Source organism: Prevotella falsenii DSM 22864 = JCM 15124 (assembly GCF_000613945.1).
GTDB classification, from domain to species: Bacteria; Bacteroidota; Bacteroidia; order Bacteroidales; family Bacteroidaceae; genus Prevotella; species Prevotella falsenii.
In genome coordinates this window covers 44,505-65,600 of sequence record NZ_BAJY01000002.1, presented here as the reverse complement: position 1 = coordinate 65,600, position 21,096 = coordinate 44,505, and the positions used below count along the sequence as shown (strand labels likewise).

The window sequence follows — 21,096 nt, the reverse complement described above, 5'->3', positions numbered from 1 at the left end:
CGGTTCATTAGAAAAAATACTGTCTTTTTGCTTGGTGACAGGTGCTATTCAGGCAATAAGAAAGTGTTGACGGCCAAAACGGTGAAAATGGAGACGAAGTTTGCTTGCACTTTGATGATAAAATTTTCTAATGAATTGGGGTTAAAATGTTGTTATAAAAAAGCAAGCACATCTTGAACTTCTCGGTTCTTGATGTGCTTGCTCTTTTTATTTCTCTACACCATCTGTTGTTAAGAGTATTTTTTTACCGTCGTATTCGGCTTCAAAGTAGGGCGGTTCTTCTCTGAGCGAAATGCGGTCGTATTTGAAAGGTGTAACCAATGTTTCTTTTCCGTCGGGCAATACAAGTCCCAGTTTTCCGTCTAACTGTGCTATAATCGGCATTGTGCGCAAGTCATCGACATACACGTAGCAGGTGCGGACAAAGTCATATTTCGGACTTAGTATGGTGTTTCCTTGATAATCCACGATACCGAACTTACCGTTTTCTTCGATTACTTGGTGGTATTGAATGTATGTATCTTTCAGTAAGTTCAGGTAATTTGCCATCTTACGCTTATCATTCACCAATGTAACAAGGTATTCAAAAGTGTCGGAATAGTTGGCAACCGAACGCACCAATACCATTTTCATATCGAGTCCCTTCAGTGCTTTCCGATTTAAGTCCAAGTAAAGTGCTATTGCCTTTTCTCTTTCTTCCAACGAAAGGTTCTCCAACGATTCTTCAAAACGCAGCATTTGCGCTTTCGAACCGCGCATACCTTTTATGTAACGGTGTATTTGTCTGCCCATTTCCTTGCAAGCGAAATGTCTAATCTGTCGTTCTTCAACAGGGTCAGCGAAGTTGTGTATGATGTTATTCTGCTTTTTCATATCTATCTCTCCTTATCATTATGTAAGTCAGACATTGCGTTTGTTCTCTCTTTATTCCTTATTATATATAACCGTAGTTATTTTATTTCGAAATCAACATATTGCAAATATACGAGATTTTAAGGAAGATACCAAAAGTTTTTTGTATTTTTGTACGGCAAAAAAGATAGACTTACCCAAGCAGATGGACAAAAAGAATAAACAAGAAGACGGTTATATAGAAGTAAAAGGCGCAAGAGTAAACAACTTGGCGAATGTAAACGTGAAGATTCCACGCGGAAAATTCGTTATCATAGCCGGTGTTTCTGGCTCCGGTAAGTCTTCGTTGGCTTTCGATACGCTTTATGCAGAAGGGCAGCGCAGGTATGTTGAGAGCTTGTCGGCATACGCCCGCCAGTTCTTAGGCAGAATGGCAAAGCCGGAAGTAGACTTTATAAAAGGACTTCCACCTGCCATTGCAATAGAGCAAAAGGTAATATCGCGAAATCCTCGTTCTACGGTTGGTACTTCGACAGAGATATACGAATATCTGCGATTGCTTTATGCACGAATAGGCAGAACCATCAATCCTGCGACGGGAGAAGAGGTGAAACGCCACACCGTGGAAGATGTTATACAGAAAGTGCAAAGCTATTCCGCCGGTACAAAATTCTGTATTCTTGCCCCGTTGCACATTCGTGAGGGCAGAAGTATCATGGCGCAGCTCGAGATGGAAGTGCAGGAAGGCTATGCGCGCATTTATGCAGATGGCGAGATTGTGCGCATTGAAGATTGGATAGAAGCGCACGACGAGAAGAGCATGGAAGAAGTAGAGAACATTTATCTTGTTATCGACCGTCTTTCGGTCGATGATAGCAAGGAAACAATATCACGCCTTACCGACTCTTGCGAAACGGCTTTCTTTGAGGGCGATGGCATGTTGAGGCTGATGTTCTTCCCATCGAAACTCTCTTACGACTTTTCTACACGCTTTGAGGCTGATGGTATTAAGTTTGAAGACCCTAACGACAATATGTTTTCGTTCAACTCGCCGTTGGGTGCTTGTCCTACTTGCGAAGGGTTTGGGCGTATTATGGGCATCGACGAACGTTTGGTAATACCAAACAGTTCGCTTTCTGTTTACGAGGGTTGTGTGCAATGTTGGCACGGCGAAAAGATGAAAGTATGGAACGATGAGTTCTGCCGTCGGGCTGCAAAAGATAATTTCCCCATCTTCAAACCGTATTTTGAATTGTCGCAAACAGAGAAAGACCAGCTGTGGCACGGACTGCCAAGTGAAGCCGTCAATCCGCTTTCCGACCGTATCTGTATTGATTCTTTCTTCCAAATGGTGAAAGACAACCAATATAAAATACAGTATCGTGTCCTATTGAGCCGATATAGAGGCAAGACTATCTGCCCCGATTGCCATGGACGGCGATTGAAAAAGGAGGCAACATGGGTGAAAATAGCCGGAAAAGCCATTACCGACTTGGTGGAAATGCCGATTATAAACCTGAAAGAATGGTTCGACAATATAGAACTGACGGAGCAAGAAAGAAACATTAGTAAACGTTTGATGTTGGAAATAACCAACCGTATTCAGTTTCTTTTGGATGTCGGACTTGGCTATCTTACACTAAATCGCCAATCAAACAGTCTCAGTGGCGGCGAAAGTCAGCGCATCAATCTTACAACATCGTTAGGTTCGTCGTTGGTAGGTTCGCTTTACATCTTGGACGAACCAAGCATCGGGCTGCATAGTCGCGACACCGACCGTCTTATTCACGTTCTGAAAGAGCTGCAAGCCATCGGAAATACTGTAATTGTAGTGGAACACGACGAAGAGATAATACGTTCGGCAGACTATCTTATCGATGTCGGTCCCGATGCAGGGCGATTGGGCGGACATATAGTATATAATGGTATCGTGCCCGAAATAAACGATGCAAACAAAGCTGACTTGTTGGCATTTCACCCCGACTCGTACACAATAAAGTATCTTACCGCCGCAGAAACCATTGAAGTGCCGCAGAGTCGCCGCCCTTGGAATCTTTCTGTAGAAATAAAAGGTTGCCGAATGAACAACCTGAAAGGATTAGATGCCAAAATACCGCTTAACGTCTTTACGGTCGTAACGGGTGTCAGTGGAAGCGGAAAGTCGTCGCTTATAAAGGGAACACTCTATCCTGCATTGAAGCGTCATCTCGATGAAGTATCCGATTTGCCCGGTGAATATACTTCCCTTACAGGCGATTTCGAGCAGATAGAGCACGTAGAATTTGTAGACCAGAACCCGATTGGGAAGAGTTCGCGTTCCAATCCTGCAACCTACGTGAAGGCATACGACGAAATAAGAAAGCTCTTTTCTGAACAGCAACTTTCGAAGCAAATGGGCTATTCGCCCCAGTTCTTCTCGTTCAATGCAGATGGCGGACGATGCGAAGAGTGCAAGGGTGCGGGTGTTATAACCATCGAAATGCAGTTTATGGCAGACTTGGTTTTGGAATGTGAAGAATGTCATGGCAAACGCTTTAAGCGAGAAATACTTGACGTTACCTTTGCAGGGAAGAACATTAACGACGTGTTGGATATGACGGTTTCCGAAGCAATACAGTTCTTTACCGCCAATAAGCAGAAAACAATCGTTACTCGCTTGCAACCATTGGAAGACGTCGGGTTGGGCTATATTAAATTGGGGCAAAGTTCTTCTACACTTTCGGGTGGCGAAAATCAACGTGTAAAACTTGCTTATTTTATAGGAAAGGAACGGCAAGAACCATCGTTGTTCATTTTCGACGAGCCAACAACAGGTTTGCATTTCCACGATATAAAACGCTTGCTGAAAGCCTTTGATGCACTTATAGCAAAGGGACATTCGGTGCTTGTTATTGAACACAACCTTGATGTAATAAAGTGTGCAGACTACATTCTCGACATCGGACCCGACGGAGGCGATAATGGCGGCAAGCTCGTTGCATTTGGCACCCCCGAAGAAGTAGCCGACAATAAGAACAGCTTAACGGGAAAGTACCTTGTAGAGAAGTTGAAAGAATACTAAAATGGCAATGAAAGCATAAGGAATAGGGAAGAAAGTAAGAGCATTTACTATTCTCCCATACTTTTCTAATATATCTGCTGCATTCCGATTTGTTTATTTTCTATCTCCCAATCTTGTTTTTTAGGTTTCTCCACAAGGCTCATTTTCCTATTTTCTCTGTATTTTCCGTCATAAAGAAGTTGCAGGAACAGCGACTTTCTCTTGTGCCATAGGTTCTTCTATAAGAGGTCATTATCCATTCCTATAATACTTATAATATTGGACGCGCTTGTCCAATGTAGACTATTCGGATATTCGATAACGGACGGTCAAGTGTCTCGATGATAGACGTTCAACGTATAGCAGGCTATACGCTGAACATATAGAGCGATAGAAGAATAGGCGTAATGGACAATTTGGTAGGCTGAAATTGCCAGTCTACCAAATTATAAAAAGCACTCTCATCGTATGTCAGTCAAGACATAGATGAGAGTGCGAATAACCGTTATTACTTATTAATGTAGGATTTTAAAGGCTTGCTTTGAACCGTTTTTGTAGTAGACTTGCAACAAGATGGTGCCTTTAGGCATTGCCGACAGGTCTATATGGTTCGTATTCGTAACGCTCAGAAGGCTTCCTTGTAAATCGTAGACACGAATTTCCTGCGCCTGTTTCAGCACCAATTGACCATTGATAACAACGGGATATTCGTTTTCGCTGATTGCTTGAATGCCCGTAACGTTGAAGATGCGTGTTGGTAAGAAGATGAAACCTTCGCCCGAACGGCTCAGGAAACCTTCAACGTTTCCCTTAGCACCGGCAACCGGCTGTTCGTCGGTGTCGTTCGGAATGAGAATAGGAAGTTCCTTGTCGGCATCGCTTATAAGCATTGTGCCTGCGTCGCCTTGCTTGAAGGTGATGCCTTCCAAGCCGATGAAACGTGCTTCGAGCGTTTCGGTGTTCTCCAAGAGCGTCTTGAAGTCTGACGGTTTGGCTGTAACGGCATTTCCGGAAGAAAGAATAGAAAGGTATGTGGGCTTAAAGAGCAGTAAGCCGTTTGCTTCTTTCACTAACTTTCCTTTAAGTTTGCCAATCTTGTCGCCAACCTTGATGCCATAGCCTGCAAGCTCCTTTGTGTCTAACGCAATGCCGCTTGTCTCGTCTTCGAAGAAGGTGTAAGCGGGGTTTGCACCGGCCTGGCCTGTAACAAGAACTTCGCCCGTCAGGGTGTAGGGGTAATCTACGTTTGGCTTGGCTTTGCGCAAAGCTGCAACATCGGCAAGAATGGTTCTGTTCTTGTATCTGATTTTGAGTGTTTCAGAGATGCCGGCTTCCCTGTCGTTATACACAGGTACGACTTGGAAGGTATAGACGCCATTGGGAAGAGACATAGCCGACCAGCAACAGGTGTCTGCAAAGGCAGTCTCGATGCCGTTTACCAATACCTTATAACCGGTGAGGTCTTGAATGCGGTCCGGTGCTTTCCAACGCAAAGAGTCTTTTGTCAGTGTCAGCGATTTTGCCATGTGGGTGAAGTGATACTCCTTCGACGCAACGAAATCTTCAATAGAATCGGTTTGCCAATCGTTGTTGCGGAAAGCTGAATGGGTGATGCGTGTCGGAAGTTCGGTATCCGCAGAGTAGTCGTACTGTATGCGCTGATGAGGCGTGAGCTTTCCATTTATGCGGCGAGATTCTACCGACGTCTTTATCTTTCCCTTATCGTCAAAAGTCTTTTCTATACATGCGACTGCCGGAAGAGTTGTATCTAACGATGCGTAGACGCTGTCTATCTGGTGAGAAAGATACTTGCCGGTAAATTCTAACGTGCTGTTTGTGAAAGCTGTAACGGTGGAGTCGCCCTGTGTATCGAATGTGTAGGCAGTTGTTTCAATTGGATATTGATAAGAAACTTTGGGGTCCATGAAATAGTATTCTGCTTTGTCTTTGATGAAGGTTTGTTGGTCTTTGTTGAAGACAAGAACCTGCTTGCCGGATAAAGAGCTTGCAGAGTTGTAAGTATAAAGTATCTTCCGGTGTCCTTCCCAGTTCTTTTTTGTCGGGTCGTAGAGGTCAATCTCTTCCGATTCGATCTTGGAAGAATACTTGCGTAAGGTTGTTGTTGTGCGCTCTTTCGGTTGCCCCGAAGAATCGTAACCGACACTGAAAGAAAACGTTTCGCCCATCGAGTCGCTTGTATAATAGAACTTGTTGGTTTGTTTAATGTTGCCGGTCTCGTCTTTAACTGTAGAGTATTGATTTCTCCAATGCTCGGTAATCATATCAGTAACATCAGTTAAATCAATCTCAAATGTCAATGGGTCGGATTCACCTTCTTCGTAAACAGCATAGAGTTCAACCTTTACTTTTTCCTTGTTGTAATAAGTGAAAGTTCCAAAAAGCTGATTTGGGGAGTCTGTTTTACCTGTTGTTTGGTGCCCATTGCCCGATACAGCCCACCTATAACCTTTTAGTGTAAGACCTTGGTATTGAGGTGCAGAGAACTTAAACTTGACATTCCATTTAGTATAATACTCTTTATAAACCAGTTCCGGCTTGGTAGGAGCAGGCAAGTTTATCTTGATTGTATGCGTGAGAAGCTCGCTGCAGTTGCCCATTGTTCCCTGTTCGTAGACGGGAACTACGCGATAGTAGTGGATACCACGCGGCTGGTTGTGCAATGTGAAACGTACATCGGTAAACAGTTCGTCTTGCAAAGTATAATCTGCAAGCACCATATAACCTTGCAAGCCTGTGGCATCTGCAGGAGGAGTTACTTGAAATACTATATCCCCGGGTGTTCCTTCCTGAGCTGTTATGCTTGCTTGCGGTGTTCTTTCCTGTTTGTATAGATAATTCAGATAAGCAAACTTGTATGTTTGCAAGAACTGTTGCGAGGTGGTATTGAACCTGTATTCGTCCACTTCAGAGGGAATGGTATCTGTAAGTGTGTAAATATAGTCGTGTTTCTGATACAAACTGAAATTGGAAGACCCATTCGGTCGGTAACCTTTTTATATAATGTATCACACAGCAGACGTTTCTGTTCATCATAAGCGAACACTTTTCTTTCTTGCAGTTCTTCGCTCGTCGAAGTAAATCTGATAAGCTTTGTTTCGCTTAACAGGTCATCGGCATTATAGGCGAAGATGGTCTGACGTTGCTTTTTGGGTGTGCTTGCTCCATTGCTGTACGATAAATAGGTTATTGATGCAGTTCTGCCTTTGTCGTCATAAGTATATTGTTCCTCGGTATTCTTTTCACCCTTATTTTTATAATGGGTAATGGAAGCCAATCGGTTTGACTGGTCGTACGCGCATACGACAGAGTCTATGCGGCGAGGCAGATTGGATTTGTAGTTGTATTGGGTAGAATAATCCAACATTCCGTTTGCGTTATAGAAGTAGCAGGATTTTACTCTATCTGTACTATCGGAAAGCAAACGCGACTGTGCATCATAAACATAAACTGTGTTTAGCGGAGGTTGCAACTTGCCATCTTGTGTGTAATTATATTTGCTGCTTTGTGCCAAACGACCTTGATAATCGTAGAAATAACGTTCCAAGTTCTTTTTCTCCTCCGTCTTTATTGGTGTGCCGTCGGGAGATTGTTGGAACTTTATGCGGTAGGTTTCAATCTTTTCTTTCTTCAGCATTGCCTGTGGCTGTGCCGATAACAGAAGTGCAGAGAAAGAAAAGAGTATAGAAAATAATTTCCTCATAGTTGATACACTTTTAAGTTTATATTCCGCTTTCCTTGTAAACTTTAGCCTTGACGGTCTGCCCATTGACTTTCGCTGCCACAATATAAACTCCCTTAGGCAGGCTGCTTATATCATAGCAATCTTGGTTTGATGCAGATTCAAAGACTTTCCCACCGGCCAAGTCGTAAATGCTTACCTTTTCAACCTTTTCAGAAGAAGTCAGCATCAGCATATTGTCCTTAATATATATGGTAGCTGAAGAAGGCGTGTTGAGTGTTTGCATAATATTATTGACGATAGGGAGCTTTATGCAGAACACTTCTTTTTTATCTAAATCTCCATTTTCAAGCACTGAGCGATAAGAAGCTACTATCAAATCGAGGCTTCCACCAACTGTCTGGCAATCTAAATATTCTGTATTTGAAGGCAGTTTATCGTATAGATTAAAGCCGTACTTCTTATTAAGCCATTCGCTAAGTTCGATTTTTTCGTTGTTCTCGTGTAGTAAAAGGAATATCTTTTCGCCATCAGACGATAGCATGTCGCCATAATTGGAAACAGCCACAGGCACAAAGTCGGGAACTGTCTTTATGATTTCCACTTCTTTCGTAGCAGTATTGTAACGGCAAGGGTAAACCAACTGTGAAACAAGTTCGATGTCGGTAGCTCCTTCGGTGTAGGAATATTCATTTATAACTGTGGTTGGTGCAAGGAATTTTCCGTTTTCGCTCATTATAACAGGTACAGAAGTAAACTCCGGACCTTTCTTCCAAGCTTTGAAAAATTCAAATTGCCATTTGGCATAGGCTCTCTGGTAGGTTTTTACTTGTTCGATATAACCACTTTCGCCCGGGTGGGCAGTAATGTAATCTTTCATTTGAGGCTCTTTATCCATCCACGTTTTATAAACGTCCATATTATAAGATAGGGCAACGAAAGGTGTTTCATATTCCCATTCACCGTTATCTTTCTTATGGTAGACGATAGGTTGAGAATAGAAACCGCGTTGTTCCATCATAACGCCGATGATGGTCTTACCGTCCGGCGATATGGTACGAGGAGAAACGAATTGTGTTTTTCCGCCCAAGAAATCTGTTTGAGGATTGGGCAATCCCACATATTTATAATTGTCATCTTCCTGTTTTTCCCATAAAGCGGGGAATGTCTTGTAAGGGCTGGTGGCATCTCCTTTTCCCATAATATATCCTGTAATATATTTCCCATCACCTGTACATTGCGTACAAGAACCTTCTTTCCAATCTCCATTAGGGTAGGGCAGTGATTCCCAACCTACTTCGCTGTCGCGATAGATGCCGGGTTCTTTCTTGTCGTTCTTGCCGACCAAGGTGCCGTCGTCCATAACATCTAAAGCCGCCATATCCGAATAGGAGTCGGCAGCAGGTATGGTTATAAGCTCCTTTTTCTCTATATCGAAGCGATAAGCCTCTGTATACATGCGAGCTCCACAGATGTATCTGCCGTTGTTGGATATGCCTTTTACGTTCACAGACGTTCCTGTAAAAATAACTTGCGGATTGCTTTCTGTCTGAGTTTGAGCAGAAACTTGCACAGCAAACGCTGCACTAATCAACGAAATGTAAAAAGATAGATGTTTCATAATTCTGTACTTTTTGAGGTAAATATTATCAGATTGTTTTCCACAAAGTTAGAAACTATTGCCGAAAAAAACAAGTTATTCAGGGGTTTGGTTTGTTTGAATTCTTGAATTCAGACAAAATCGGAACGCTTTTCCTTTGCTTTAGCGTGAGTTCTATATAAGAATTACGCCGGTATGTTATTTATAAGATACTTTTAAAAAAGAGTTGGCTATGATTTAATGTGCTTATATTAAAAAGAGGTGAAGTATTTTCGTCCTCAAATTCCTATACCGAACTCACGTTATTTATGAACGTTTTCGTTCAGCCAAATGGACAATGCCAAATTTATTTGAGCATTGCCATGGCGAGAAAACGCACTTTTCGAGGAACGAGAAAAGAACGAAAATAAGGCAATAAAAACGTAAATATTTTTCGCAACAATATCTATCGCTTAACTATCTCATCATCAGTGCATTGCAAAACCTATTGTTTTGCGTTCCAAAAGCGGCTGTTTTGCACGGTAAAACCGTAGGTTTTGCATTGCAAAACCTACGGTTTCGCAACGTCAAAGCGATTATATCACTTTTTAACAGAATTATCTTTACAAAATTGAACCGAAAATCTCTCACTGTTTCATTGGTGAACTTGCTTGAAAACATCTGCGAGATGGCGTGCTGAACCTACTTTCTTATTTTGAAATCACCTTTGCTTTTGCATCAATATTTCTCTGAAAGTCGAACGGTGTTAAGCCGGTTATCTGCTTGAATGCCGCTATGAATGATGAGCGCGACTTAAATCCGACGCTGTTTCCGATAGCTTCCAAAGTGAAACCGCTATATCGTTCCTTGTCTTCAATCCGCTTGCAGGCTTCCTTAATTCTGTACTTGTTCAGCAGATTGGAGAAGCTGCAATGCATCATTTCGTTGATAACTTGAGAAATATATTTATAGTTTACCCCGACCTTTGCTGCCAACTGGTTTGCCGAGAAGTCGCAAAGATAAATACAATCGTCGTTATCCATCAGCGTAAGCACCTTCTGAAGCAACTCCTCCTTGCGCCGGTCGCTGAGATTACTGGATTTATACTTCCTCTCCTGCTTGTTTTCCGCAATCTGTTCCTCAAGTTCTTGTCTGCGCAAACGTTCTTTCTCTTCCGACTGAAAAAGCTCTATGTTTTTCCGGAAAAGGGCTTGATTAGATTGGTTTAGCTTTTTATTCTTGGAAGTTATCAAAAGTAATGAGACGGCAACGATGCCTCCGATAATCATAAACAGGAAAATAACAATCCTCTGAATTTCCTTTTGATGCTCTAATTGTTTCAGATGAAGCTCTACATCTTTCATCTTATTCTCGAATTCCATTTCATTGATGCCCGCAATAAGCCGATAGTTCAGCAGCGAATCTTTCAGCAATACATATTTATTCTGATAGGTTGTTGCTTGCCGTGCATCGCCAATCTTGGTGTAAGTTTCGTGTAAAAGCTTGTAAGCCTCCAGCTTTGTATCCTTCGTTTCAAAGTCTGCACTGATGCGTACTCCTATCTTCAATTCCTGCAAAGCTTTCTCGTAGTTGCCTTGTAGGTTGTAACCTTTCGCCAGATTGATATGTGCCAAATAGGCATAACGGGCGTAATCAAGAGCGAAGTTCTTGAACAACAGCAGCTGTTTCTTGAAGCATTTCAAAGCCGTTTCTATATCATTCCTTTCCAAAGCCATGACGCCGGAATAGAGCAAGGAGTCATATTCATATTCCAAAGCATTAAAATCCTTAGGAATTTGCTTGAAGGCAGCCACCTCTGAATGAATGGAACGCAAACCCTGCAATTCGGTTGAAACCATCACGATGTTGCCAAAAGCATTCAGCATAATTCCCCAGTCCTTGTATTTCCGTGCTTCATGGAAAGCTGATTTGTAATACTCGAATGCTTTACGGTACAAACTCTTTTCCATACTCTGTTCGGCAATCATCTGATACATAAATCCGAAATCCAGATAAACCCAAGCACTGTTCAGCTTTCTTTCTTTGCAGACATTCAGACTTTCCTTCAATATCTCGTTCGATTTTATGTAATCGTAATAATGAAAGAAGTAAATGTACCACAAGCCGTTGAGCGTTTTCGTCAGCATTGTGTCGCTTACAGTTTCCTTATTCTCTGCATATCGCTTGTAAATAATGCTGTAACACATCAGCGCACTGTCCATATAATTCTTTTTGTATATATAGGCAGACGCCTCTTTGAGCAGAAAATCGTTAGAATATGTTTTAAAATCTATCAACGGATTGTTGTTGTTGCTTTTCTGTCCGCCTGCGCTTGAGTGCCGATAGGCGTCCGTACCGGGCTTTGCACCCAAGCCTTTGTTTTTCCTGTTTATATCTGACGAGAAGTTTTGCGCATTAGCAATCAATGCTATCAATAGGCAAACAGCTGTCAGTGCTTTTTTCTTCATGTATTAACTATTATTTTGTTAGATGTTCTTATTCTACTGCAATATTATAAATATTTTTTATATGCAGCAAGTTTTATAAGGTAAAATAAGGCATTTCCGGCGTATATGGACGGAAAACGATGTAGCAATAAACTCTTTTTTCCTTTTACAGGGAAGAACGAACTAACGGAAATCCCCTCACTTGGAATTGCTTGTGCGAGGAGATTTTGTTGGTTTTGTATCGTTATAGTTGCAAGGCAGTTTTGTAAAAGTAATTCTAAGAGGAAACGGTAATTTCGATTTAGGATTGCGAAAGCGGCTCTTTTGCGATGTAAAACCTACGCTTTTACCGTGCAAAACAGCCGCTTTCGCAATGCAAAACAATAGGTTTTACAACGCTTTGATAGATAGGTAGTTAATCAAAAGGTAGCCTTGCGAAGAATATTTACACTTTCAGTGCCTCTTTTCCGTGTTTAAAATGAAGTTACTTTTCTTTCTTTTTAATTACCGGAAAATCGGTTATTGTGAGACCTAAATGCTTCGTTTATCTCTTTTTAACTTATGAATTAGTATATTTTAGAAAAAAGTTTGATTAATAATTGACTTTGTAAAAAAAAATATTTATATTTGCAAAAGAAACAATTTGAGCAGTAACTTATCTAAAGCTTAACTATTATGGGAAAGTATAATATAACAGAAAAGAAGGCGAAAACGGCTGCCTATCGCGGTCTTGTAAGTCAAAGGTTAATGGAAGAGTTGAAGGATCAAATTCTCAATGTAATACTCTTTCAACAGAAGTATCGGGATAAGAGCTATTCTGCAAAGCAACTTGCGGAAGATTTGAATACCAACACAAGATACATCTCTGCTGTGGTGAACGTAAAGTTCAATATGAACTATACTTCATTTGTAAATAAATTCAGAATAGAAGAGGCTATGAATATTCTTTCATCGGAAAAGTACAAGGACTTGAATATGGAAGATGTTAGCGATATGGTCGGCTTTGCTAATCGCCAGTCGTTCTATGCTTCTTTCTATCGTATAAACGGAATGACACCCCGTGAGTACAAATTGAACGCTCGGAAGTCGGCAAACAAGGACGCTGCCGGCAAGGGCGAAGCAAGTAAAAGTGAATAAAACGACAATGCAAATGAATGAAGATTCTTTTAGATATTCATCTGAACGATTTGCCGACATACAGATGTTGCGCTATCGTTTAGATGGATTTGAAGACCTTACCCTAAAGAAAAAACTCTATATATACTGTCTTGCACAAGCTACTTTGTGGGGACGCGACATCACTTTCCATCAGTTCGGTAAGTACAACTTGCCGATAAGAAAGGCTTTAGAATGTATCGTTACAGAAAGATACAAGCAGGATAGCGACGATTTTAAAGCTTTGGAACTGTACTTGAAAAAAGTTTGGTTTGCCGGTGGTATCCATCATCATTATGCAATGGACAAGTTTGTGCCCGCTTTCTCGCGCAGTTATTTCGCCGAAGCGTTGGGTTCGGTTGGCAAAGAAAAGTTAGGTCTTGGCGCAGAAGAATCTCTTACAGACCATATAAATACATTAAGCGAAGTAATATTCAACCCTGTATGTATGCCCAAACGGGTAAACAAGGCAGAGGGAGCAGACGTAATAAAAACATCGGCAAACAATTATTACGAGGGTGTCAGCCAAAAAGAGGTGGAGCGTTTCTATGCGGAGAAGAAAGAAACTGCCGACGATAAGCGGTTGTCGTTTGGTTTGAACTCTACTTTAGTGAAGCGCGGGGACACGCTCGAAGAAGTTGTTTGGAAGCTGAACGGACGTTATGGCAAAACCATAGAGCAGATTATCCATTGGCTGAACAAGGCAATTGCCTATTGTGAGAATGATGACCAGAAAGAAATAATACGTTTACTTATCGCTTATTATACCTCGGGCGACCTTGCAGACTTTGACAAATACTCCATTAAATGGGTTACCGAATGTAACGGACAAGTGGATTTCATCAACGGATTTATCGAAGTTTATGGCGATGCGCTTGGCTTAAAAGGCTCATGGGAGGGCATAGTGCACTACAAGAACTTGGAAGCGACAAAGCGAACGCAAACTATTTCGGCTAACGCACAGTGGTTTGAGAACCATTCTCCTGTGGATAAGCGTTTCAAGAAAGAAGTGGTGAAGGGAGTAACTGCCAATGTTGTTTGTGCGGCAATGCTTGGAGGCGACGAATATCCTGCGTCGGCTATTGGCATAAATCTGCCCAATGCCGATTGGATAAGGGCAGAATATGGTTCAAAAAGTGTTACCATATCCAATCTTACGCATGCTTACGATATGGCAGCAAAAGGCAATGTTCATAGAAGAGTTTGTTATTGATGCGCAAACACGTGAGTTGATAGATACCTATGGCAACTTAACCGATGAACTGCATACGGATTTGCACGAATGTTTGGGGCATGGTAGCGGCAAATTGCTTCCCGAAACCGACCCCGATTCGCTCAAGAATTATGGCAATACCATAGAAGAGGCAAGGGCAGACTTGTTCGGGCTTTACTATATGGCAGACAAAAAGCTGTTGGAATTGGGGCTGTTGCAATCGGAAGAAGCCTTCAAAGCGCAATATTACAGCTATATAATGAATGGCTTGATGACGCAGTTAGCTCGCATCAAACCCGATAAACAGATAGAAGAATCGCACATGCAGAACCGTGCCTTAATAGCATGGTGGGCATACGAATTGGGTAAGGAGGAGAATGTAATAGAGTTTGTGAAGCTGTCCGATAGTGTGACGAACGAGCTAAAGACCTTTGTGCGCATCAACGACTATACAGCGTTGCGCCGGATATTTGCTCAACAGCTTGCAGAAATACAACGAATAAAGGGCATGGGCGATTTCGATAAGGCGCGGGAACTGGTAGAAGGCTACGCCATAAAGGTAGACAAGACGCTTCATACCGAAGTTCTGCAACGCTATGAACGATTGAATATAGCCCCTTACAAAGGTTTTATAAATCCTGTAATGAGTTTAAAGTATGGCTCTGATAACCAAATAGTTGATGTAAAGTTGGATTATAACGAGACCTACACAGACCAAATGATGAGATATTCAAAAGACTATAGTTTATGATGACAGAAGAAACGCACGATAAACTAAAGCAGATAAAGCAATCGTTTCGCTTGTTCATGAATGGTGTTACTGCTCAGTCGATGCGTGAGAAAGGGGCAGAATACAAAGTAAATTGGGGAATAGACTTAGTTAATCTGCGGAAAATAGCAAAAGAATATGGCAAGGATTACGACTTGGCGATTGCACTTTGGAAAGAGAACAGCCGCGAGTGTAAGATACTTGCAACCTACATAATGCCGGCCGAGAAAATGTTGCCGGAAATTGCAGACATCTGGTTGGAACAAATACCGACGCAGGAAATCGCAGAACTTCTTTCGTTCAATCTGCTTCGATATTTAGACTTTGCTCCATCGTTGGCTTATCAATGCCTTGCGTCCGATAAGAGTTTGTACCAAACGTGTGGCTTTCAGACGTTGGCTTGTCTGTTTTCTGACGGTAAAGAACCCAACGAACGAGGTATGAATGAGTTCCTCGACCAAGCGGAAACAGCCCTCGATGGTAACGATTTGGCTGCAAAACAAGCCGCTTATCGCTGCGTAATGCGCTTCTGCGATTTAGGCGACGAATACGAAACCATAGCCAAAAAGGCATTGAAGAAGTTCGATATATTGTAAGCAAATAAATATTGCAACACCATAAAGAGGTATCGGCTGTATCAACAAGTCGGTGCCTCTTTTCTGTAAAGATAATTCTCTTGAAAACCGACAATTGCGTTTTGGCGTTGCGAAACCGTAGGTTTTACCGTGCAAAACAGCCGCTTTTGAAACGCAAAACAATAGGTTTTGCAATGCGTTGATAACAAGATGGTTATACAATAGTTGCGTCCGTGAAAAACATTTGCACTTTTGCGGCTTTCTTTGCATTCTTGAAATAAGGAACGAACGAGCAGCAGCATAGCGATTGGAAAGCCTTTTCCATTCCGGAGGTTTAAACCGAATGATAAGCCTTCATAAAGTTTCTATTCTTCCATCTTGCCTTTATCTTTAACTTTTTTTTTATTTCCCTTATTTATATTTGTTCGGAAAAAAACCTTAACTTTGTGGAAATTTAATCAGTGAATCGTGACTAAAGATATAGTCAAAGAAAAAGTTAGGAACATACTCGATGGCTATCTTGAGATGAATAATCACAGAAAGACCACGGAAAGATTTGCCATTCTTGATGCGGTTTATGATATGCAAGGGCATTTTTCGCTAGAAGAATTGGGCGAAAAGATGTTGGAAGAGAGCTTCAGAGTATCGCGTGCCACACTTTATAATACAATGCGGCTCTTCATAGAGCTGCGCTTGGTTGTGCGTCATCGTTTTATAGGGCAAACCAAATACGAGGCTTGCTATAATAATGACGACCATATACATCAGATATGTACCGTTTGTGGAGTTGTAACGGAGATAGAATCGACACCGATAACGGAGCTATTGCCGAAACAAAGTTTACGCGTTTTCGCAAAGATGGCTTCTCCTTATATATATATGGCGTCTGTTCACGTTGTCAGGCAAAACTCTCACGCGAACGTAACAAAGTAAAAAACAAGATAAAGACGAATGGAAACAGGTAAAGTTGATGTCCTATTGGGATTACAGTGGGGCGACGAAGGAAAGGGAAAGATAGTCGATGTGCTTACACCGCACTACGATGTTGTGGCACGCTTTCAGGGAGGACCCAATGCAGGGCATACTTTAGAGTTTGAAGGAGAGAAGTATGTGCTGCGCTCTATCCCCTCCGGCATCTTCCAAGGTGGAAAGATAAACATCATTGGCAATGGAGTTGTGCTTGCGCCGGACTTGTTTATGAAAGAAGCAGAAGACTTGGCGGCATCGGGACACCCGCTCTTTGAACGGCTTTACATTTCCAAAAAGGCACACCTTATTATGCCTACACACAGAATATTGGATAAGGCAAGCGAAGCTGCAAAGGGAAAAGAGCTGGTGGGAACTACCGGTAAAGGCATCGGTCCTACCTATACAGACAAGACAAGCAGGAACGGTTTGCGTGTAGGCGATATACTGAACGACTTTGAAAGCAAATATCAGAAGCACAAGGAACGCCACCTTAAACAGTTGAACTCAATGGGTTGGACAGACTTTGACGGCTTTGAGGAAACCGAAAAGCAATGGTTGGAGGGCGTGGAATATATGAAGAACTTCCGCTTTGTTGATTCGGAACACGAAATAAACCATACACTTCGTGCAGGCAAACGCATTCTTTGCGAAGGCGCACAAGGCACGATGCTCGACATAGACTTCGGTTCTTATCCTTTTGTTACTTCATCGAACACCATTTCCGCAGGTGCTTGTACGGGTCTGGGCATAGGACCTAACAAGATAGGCAATGTGTTTGGCATTATGAAAGCCTACTGTACCCGAGTTGGTTCAGGGCCTTTCCCAACCGAACTCTTCGATGAAACAGGCGAAAAACTGTGCGACTTAGGACACGAATACGGTGCCGTTACAGGCAGAAAACGCCGTTGTGGCTGGATAGACTTGGTGCAACTGCGCTATTCGATAATGGTGAATGGTGTAACAGAACTCATCATGATGAAGAGCGACGTGCTCGATACGTTCGACACAATTAAGGTTTGTGTTGGCTACGAACTGCCGAACGGCGAAACAACCGAAGAGTTGCCATACGATATTAGTAACGTGAAGCCAATTTACAAAGAGCTGAAAGGTTGGCATACAGATATGACACAACTCACCGACGAAGCACAATTCCCGAAAGAATTCAGCGATTATGTGAAGTTCCTTGAAGACTTCTTGGAAACACGAATAGGTGTTATCTCAATAGGTCCGGACCGAGAACAAACTATAATAAGAAAATAACGACGATGGCAAATAAACCTTCTATCCCAAAGGGAACGCGCGATTTCGGTCCCGATGAGATGGCAAAACGAAATTATATATTCGACACGATAAAGAGCGTGTATGCGCTTTATGGCTTCCAACAGATAGAAACGCCTGCAATGGAAACCCTCCAAACCCTGATGGGAAAGTATGGAGAAGAGGGCGACAAGTTGCTTTTTAAGATTTTAAACTCAGGCGATTTCCTTAAAAACACTATCGATGAGGAGCTTTTAGCGCGCAATCCGTTGAAGTTGCAGACCAAACTTGCAGAGAAAGGATTGCGCTACGACCTTACTGTTCCGTTTGCACGATACGTTGTAATGCACCGCGAAGAGTTGCAAATGCCTTTCAAACGCTATCAGATACAACCCGTTTGGCGTGCTGACCGACCACAAAAAGGGCGTTATCGTGAATTTTATCAATGCGATGCCGACATTGTCGGCTCCGATTCTCTGCTCAACGAAGTGGAGTTGATGCAGATTATCGACACCGTTTTCACAAAGTTTGGTATCCGAGTACAGATTAAAATAAACAATCGCAAGATACTTTCGGGTATCGCAGAAGTAATTGGCGAGCAGGAAAAGATTGTCCAAATCACGACAGCTATCGACAAACTCGACAAGATTGGGCTTGAATCGGTGAATGCCGAGCTTGAAAAGGAAGGGTTGTCAAAGTCTTCCATAGAGAAACTGCAACCTATAATACAGTTAAGCGGCAGCAACGATGACAAGCTGAACACGATAGCTGAAGTGCTTGAAAACAGCGAAACAGGACTGAAGGGAGTGGAGGAGACAAGGTATATTCTTGATGTTTTGAAGCAAATAGAGCTGAAAAATGAAATACAACTCGACTTAACTTTAGCGCGCGGACTGAACTATTATACAGGCGCAATATTTGAAGTGAAGGCTTTGGACGTTGAAATCGGTTCTATTACAGGCGGCGGACGCTACGATAATCTTACGGGAATATTCGGAATGCCTAACCTCTCGGGTGTTGGTTTCAGCTTTGGTGCAGACCGTATCTACGATGTTCTCAACGCGTTAAACCTTTATCCGAAAGAAAGTATCAGCGATACACAGCTGCTATTCATTAACTTTGGCGATAAAGAAACAAGCTACGTGTTGCCGTTTGTAGCAAAAGCAAGACAGGCAAATATCAGAACGGAGATATTCCCCGACGCTGCAAAGATGAAAAAACAAATGGCTTATGCAAACGCAAAGCACATTCCGTTCGTTGTTCTTGCAGGCGATAACGAAATAGAACAAGGGAAACTTACTTTGAAGAATATGAATACAGGCGAACAGATACTTGTTTCGCCCGACGACCTAATAGAGAAAGTAACATCAAGCAACCCCTAAATATAAGGAAATAAAGTGCTGTTGCACGGAAAGCCGGTTGCTGTTTCATGCCACAGAACTTGTAATTTTCAGAAACACAAAGAGCCGACTTTCGTATCGAGAATCGGCTCTTTGTGTTTTGTTTGCTGTAATAACGTGAGTTCGATATGCTAACTACGCCAATATACTATTCATAGAGATACTTGAAGAAAGAACTTGATTATGATTTAATATGCTTATAATCACGAAGAAGTGAAGTATCTTCGTCTTCAAATTCCTACACCTGCCTCACGTTATCCATGAACGTTTTCGTTCCGCCAAATGAGCAATGCCAAATTTATTTAAGCACTGTTATGGCGAGAAAAAGCACTTTTCGAGGAACGAGAAAAGAACGGAAAAAAGGCAATAAAAACGTAAATATTTTTCGCAAACATAACTGTTGCGTAACTATTTATTTATCAGCGCATTACAAAACCTATTGTTTTGCGTTCCAAAACCGTAGGTTTTGCACGGTAAAAGCGTAGGTTTTACAACGCAAAACCTACGGTTTCGCAACGCCAAAGCGATTATATCACTTTTTAACAGAATTATCTTTACAAAATAAAGGTGATTTGATGCACAAATCATAGTTGTATCGTAGGGGGTGCGATTTATCGCATTTCACATATTCAGTCCACTTTTCCTTAGTGGTTAGGAAGATGAAGAAACAAGCCCTTACAGATGCTATCTACTCTTTTCTATGTGTTTTAGCAATTACAATAAGCAAACAAGAAGAAAGTCGTTTCACCAATAAAATCCTACAGAACCAATAGATGTGGTCAAACGTATGGTGCTTTCGAGAGATTAAGATAAAAAAGAAGACTTGCAACCGCATATTTATCAGCGATTGCAAGTCTTTTATATTTCACCACAAGGCTTTAGCAAATATCAAATAAAAACTATTTGATAATGCCTTGTTCTTGGAAAATCTTCTTTAGGATTACTACACCCCGTTCAACCTGTTCTTTTGTATGTGTTGCCATAAGTGCAAATCTTACGAGTGTATCTTGCGGAGCACAGGCCGGTGGAATAACAGGATTGATGAATACACCGGCATCGTAAGCCATTTTGGTAACAATAAATGTTTTCTGAATATCGCGTACATAAAGTGGGATTATCGGACTTGCTGTGTCGCCAATCTCGAAACCTTCTTCACGGAAACGCTGCAAGGCATAGTTTGTAACTTCCCATAGGTGTTCTTGGCGTTCGGGTTCTGCCTGCATAATGTGTAGAGCTTCTAATGCGGCAGCTGTGGCAGCCGGTGTGTTACTTGCAGAGAAGATATAAGTTCTGCACGTGTGGCGCAAGAAGTTGATGGTATCCTTGTCGCCTGCGATGAAACCGCCAATGGAAGCAAGGCTCTTTGAGAAAGTTCCCATGATAAGGTCTATATCGTCGGTTAAGCCGAAATGCTCGCAAACTCCTCTACCCTGCTTGCCGAAAACGCCCAATCCGTGAGCCTCGTCTACCATGACAGAGCAGTTATACTTATGCTTCAACCTTACGATTTCAGGAAGATTTGCAAGGTCGCCCTCCATCGAGAAGACGCCATCGACCACGATGAGCTTAATGGCTTCTTGAGGCAACTTCTGCAATACCCGCTCAAGGTCTTCCATATCGTTGTGCTTGTAATGGAGCTGTGTGGCAAAACTTAATCGTCTTCCGTCTACAATACTTGCGTGGTCGCGGTCGTCGCAGATAATATAATCACCACGGCCTACTACCGATGCCAAAACACCCGAATTTACAGAAAACCCTGTTGAGAAACAAAGAACATCGTCTTTGTGCATATACTCTGCGAGTTCTCTCTCCAATTGTACGTGTAAATCAAGTGTTCCATTCAGAAATCGGCTACCGGCACAACCTGAACCATATTTGTCTAAGGCTTTCTTGCCAGCCTCTATAACCCTTGGGTCGTTTGGCAAACCTGTGTAGGCATTAGAACCGAACATTAAAATTTTATGCCCATCGACATCAGTAACCTCCGTGCCTTGCTTGCTTGTGATTTCGCGAAATATGGATATACTCCCATTTCCATAAATTTTTGCGGCTCACGGTAACTTTTGTACTTTTCTTGTAACTGTCCCATATATAAATTAGGTGTAGCATAAGCTACGTTTTTCTTTAGGCTGCAAAGATA

Annotated in this window: 10 protein-coding genes and 3 pseudogenes; 8 read left to right on the top strand and 5 right to left on the bottom strand. The window is 42.1% G+C overall.

The genetic code is table 11. The features are described from left to right. Nucleotides 1-207: 207 nt before the first annotated feature. The gene (locus JCM15124_RS01370; RefSeq protein WP_024997985.1) at nucleotides 208-873 is read right to left on the bottom strand and encodes a hypothetical protein; all 666 of its coding nucleotides are present in this window, start codon (nucleotides 871-873) and stop codon (nucleotides 208-210) included. A 184-nt stretch (nucleotides 874-1,057) separates the two neighbouring features. Here JCM15124_RS01370 and uvrA point away from each other — a divergent pair, with 184 nt between their 5' ends. Then, a complete protein-coding gene (uvrA, locus tag JCM15124_RS01365; protein WP_024997984.1) occupies nucleotides 1,058-3,913 on the top strand; it encodes an excinuclease ABC subunit UvrA in 2,856 nt (951 codons plus the stop codon). Nucleotides 3,914-4,407: 494 nt separating this feature from the next. Here uvrA and JCM15124_RS12810 read toward each other — a convergent pair whose 3' ends face one another. After that, nucleotides 4,408-6,870, bottom strand: coding sequence for a hypothetical protein (locus JCM15124_RS12810; protein ID WP_232220045.1), 2,463 nt, complete (start codon nucleotides 6,868-6,870; stop codon nucleotides 4,408-4,410). Nucleotides 6,871-7,632: 762 nt separating this feature from the next. Then, nucleotides 7,633-9,213, bottom strand: a complete 1,581-nt coding sequence (locus JCM15124_RS01355) for a T9SS type A sorting domain-containing protein (protein ID WP_024997983.1) — start codon at nucleotides 9,211-9,213, stop codon at nucleotides 7,633-7,635. 442 nt (nucleotides 9,214-9,655) lie between these two features. Between JCM15124_RS01355 and JCM15124_RS16355 the strand changes: the two genes are divergently transcribed. Then, a complete protein-coding gene (locus tag JCM15124_RS16355) occupies nucleotides 9,656-9,871 on the top strand; it encodes a hypothetical protein (protein ID WP_232220049.1) in 216 nt (71 codons plus the stop codon). 10 nt (nucleotides 9,872-9,881) lie between these two features. Here the strand turns inward: JCM15124_RS16355 and JCM15124_RS01350 are convergent, their stop codons facing one another. Beyond that, nucleotides 9,882-11,639, bottom strand: a complete 1,758-nt coding sequence (locus JCM15124_RS01350; RefSeq protein ID WP_024997982.1) for a helix-turn-helix domain-containing protein — start codon at nucleotides 11,637-11,639, stop codon at nucleotides 9,882-9,884. Between the two features lie 654 nt (nucleotides 11,640-12,293). Here JCM15124_RS01350 and JCM15124_RS01345 point away from each other — a divergent pair. The 6 genes and pseudogenes from JCM15124_RS01345 (at nucleotide 12,294) to hisS (ending at nucleotide 18,938) form a co-directional block, all read left to right on the top strand. Continuing rightward, nucleotides 12,294-12,755, top strand: coding sequence for a helix-turn-helix domain-containing protein (locus tag JCM15124_RS01345; protein WP_024997981.1), 462 nt, complete (start codon nucleotides 12,294-12,296; stop codon nucleotides 12,753-12,755). Nucleotides 12,756-12,768: 13 nt separating this feature from the next. After that, nucleotides 12,769-14,737, top strand: a pseudogene (locus JCM15124_RS12805) (dipeptidyl-peptidase 3 family protein). Beyond that, nucleotides 14,734-15,351, top strand: a complete 618-nt coding sequence (locus JCM15124_RS01335) for a DNA alkylation repair protein (protein ID WP_024997980.1) — start codon at nucleotides 14,734-14,736, stop codon at nucleotides 15,349-15,351. The pseudogene JCM15124_RS12805 and the gene JCM15124_RS01335 overlap by 4 nt, the downstream one beginning before the upstream one ends. A 447-nt stretch (nucleotides 15,352-15,798) precedes the next feature. After that, nucleotides 15,799-16,295 (top strand): annotated as a pseudogene (locus JCM15124_RS12800) (Fur family transcriptional regulator). Next, on the top strand, nucleotides 16,282-17,559 hold the full coding sequence (locus JCM15124_RS01320) for an adenylosuccinate synthase (protein WP_024997979.1): 1,278 nt from the start codon (nucleotides 16,282-16,284) through the stop codon (nucleotides 17,557-17,559). Before JCM15124_RS12800 ends, JCM15124_RS01320 begins: the two are co-directional and overlap by 14 nt. A 5-nt stretch (nucleotides 17,560-17,564) precedes the next feature. Further along, nucleotides 17,565-18,938, top strand: coding sequence for a histidine--tRNA ligase (gene hisS, locus JCM15124_RS01315; protein WP_024997978.1), 1,374 nt, complete (start codon nucleotides 17,565-17,567; stop codon nucleotides 18,936-18,938). Nucleotides 18,939-19,855: 917 nt separating this feature from the next. On the opposite strand, the pseudogene spt reads toward hisS, so the two are convergent. Continuing rightward, a pseudogene (gene spt, locus JCM15124_RS12795) lies at nucleotides 19,856-21,045 on the bottom strand (serine palmitoyltransferase). Nucleotides 21,046-21,096: the final 51 nt, after the last annotated feature.